Source organism: Pseudoflavonifractor sp. 60 (assembly GCF_009911645.1).
Lineage (GTDB): Bacteria > Bacillota > Clostridia > Oscillospirales > Oscillospiraceae > Lawsonibacter.
Genome location: NZ_QWKI01000263.1, coordinates 1 through 1,919, shown reverse-complemented (window position 1 = coordinate 1,919; position 1,919 = coordinate 1). Strand labels below are relative to the sequence as shown.

Here is a 1,919-nt window from a genome sequence, read left to right as displayed (position 1 = left end):
AAGAAAAAGGAGGCTGAACTTGAGCGAAAGCGAAAAAATGGTCGGAAGCATCAGAAGGAAACGCAGATTTTTGCCAAGAGGCTGTTAAAAGCAATCGCCCCGGCTATGCCGAATGACATCGAGACGATCAAGTGGCGCAGTTATCGACCGGCAATTTCTGTGGGAACTATCAAGGCCTGGGCTAACGGAGAGTTCAGCGCCCCAGAAGACTGGCTTGAGCCGGAGCTGGACCCCCAACGCGGCGGTTCGATTGAGCTGGCCGAGATTGCGCGCCGGTTCCATTGCTCTGTCGACTATCTCATGGGCTTGACAGACGATATCCGCCCGGTGGCGACTCAGGAGGAGCCGGAGGAGGTTTCGGAGGCACCATTAGAGTCCGGGGCCGATATTCCGGAAACGCTGGACCAGGCGGCCCCGCCGGAGGAACACGCCCGCCGGATTCGCTGGGAGGACCGGGGCAGAACGCCGCCGATGAATAAGACAATTCTAACCTACAAGATGACCAACGACGGCCCCGAATACCGGCCGGCGGTGTGGACCGGCAGCAAATTCAAATCTCCGAACCGTCTGAAGGAGCTGACTGGCCTGCAATACACCCACTGGCTGGAGGTGCCCCTCCCCGGCAGCGGCGAGGTCTGCCAGGTAGATCAGGTCGAAGGCCATCTGATGTTCTGCGGCTGGATACCCGGCGGGACATCCCCTGCGGAGACCTGCGACCTGGTGGCCGATTTTCAGGTGGCTGAGGACACGGTGATCCGGCAGGTATGCTTTTACGACGGTAAAAACTACCGCTTCGACAAGGGCGGCGCAAAAATCGACGCGGAGGTTATCCGCTGGACGCGGCTCCCACCGGTATGTGATGACGAAATGGTGTCCAACTCGGACACAAAGGAGGAATGACAATGCGACTCTTGAAACCTGGCGACCCCTGCCCCTGCTGTGGGATGCCCATTAGGGAAGGGTTCACCAGAGAGAAGATGCTGCTGCTCAGCTATATGGCTGAGGGAAGGACAATGCTTGAAGTTGCGGGAATGTTTGAGGAAGAGCTGAATGAGCAATAGTATTTTAATCGTCTGGATGCCCAGCGACCAGATTGGCGACGAGCAGGCTTACCGGGACTACATCCTGGAGAGCTTGCAGACGGGGGTCCTGGTGCTCCCGTCGGAGGTCTCCTGCGAAGTGATGGAGCTGCCCCCGCTGGGCGGCGCGGAGGTGCGGGAGTTCTCCCCGGTGGTGGCTCCCGTCCTAGGGCCGGAGTGTGGGAATACGCCAGCCTCGCAGACCCCTACGGGCTGCAACGCCGAAATGAAGCGGGCAATCGTTCAGCGGCTGAAGGCGTACCGGACGGCCCAGGGCCTGGGCTCGCTGGAGGCGCTGTCCGTCAAGACGGCCCATCAAAAAGGGAAGCGCGTTTCAGCGGAGACCCTGCGGAACATCTGCGGAGATGGGGCGCCGAAAATGCCCCTGGAGGACTGGCTGAAAATTGAAAAGGCGCTCAACACGCTGGAACAGAAAGGAAGTTAAATATGTCAGTCAAAATTACTCAGTTTGAGGCGGAGAATGTCAAGCGCATTAAGGCGCTGACCCTCACCCCCTCCCCCACCGGCCTGACGGTGATCGGGGGGAGGAACAACCAGGGAAAAAGCTCCAGCCTGGACGCCATCATGTGGGCGCTGGGCGGGGAGCGGTACCGCCCCAGCCGGGCCCAGCGGGAGGACTCTGTGCTGCCGCCCCGGCTGAAGGTGACGCTTTCCAATGGCATAGTGGTGGAGCGCACTGGGAAGAACAGCGACCTGAAGGTGACCGACGCCACCGACCGGCGGGCGGGCCAGCAGCTGCTGAACACCTTTGTGGAGCAGTTCGCCCTGGACATGCCCAAGTTCATGCAGTCCTCCGGCAGGGAGAAGGCGATCGCTCTG

4 protein-coding genes are annotated in these 1,919 nt (G+C 60.3%); all 4 read left to right on the top strand.

What is annotated here, in order from left to right:
- Nucleotides 1-900: hypothetical protein (locus tag D1646_RS21215; RefSeq protein WP_207709451.1), on the top strand; the 900-nt coding region annotated here is incomplete at its 5' end.
- Between the two features lie 2 nt (nt 901-902).
- Complete coding sequence (locus tag D1646_RS21210; RefSeq protein ID WP_160638355.1) at nt 903-1,061, top strand: hypothetical protein; 159 nt, start codon at nt 903-905, stop codon at nt 1,059-1,061.
- Nucleotides 1,051-1,524 (top strand): hypothetical protein, encoded by a 474-nt coding sequence (locus D1646_RS21205; RefSeq protein WP_160638354.1) that lies wholly within the window; start codon nt 1,051-1,053, stop codon nt 1,522-1,524. The genes D1646_RS21210 and D1646_RS21205 overlap by 11 nt, the downstream gene beginning before the upstream one ends.
- Before the next feature lie 2 nt (nt 1,525-1,526).
- A partial coding sequence (locus D1646_RS21200; protein WP_160638353.1) for an ATP-binding protein occupies nt 1,527-1,919 on the top strand: 393 nt, incomplete at its 3' end.

What these genes read in the sequence shown, in the direction of transcription:
- D1646_RS21210 (WP_160638355.1), top strand. Translation starts at nt 903, where the DNA reads ATGCGACTCTTGAAACCTGGCGACCCCTGCCCCTGCTGTGGGATGCCC.
- D1646_RS21205 (WP_160638354.1), top strand. Translation starts at nt 1,051, where the DNA reads ATGAGCAATAGTATTTTAATCGTCTGGATGCCCAGCGACCAGATTGGC.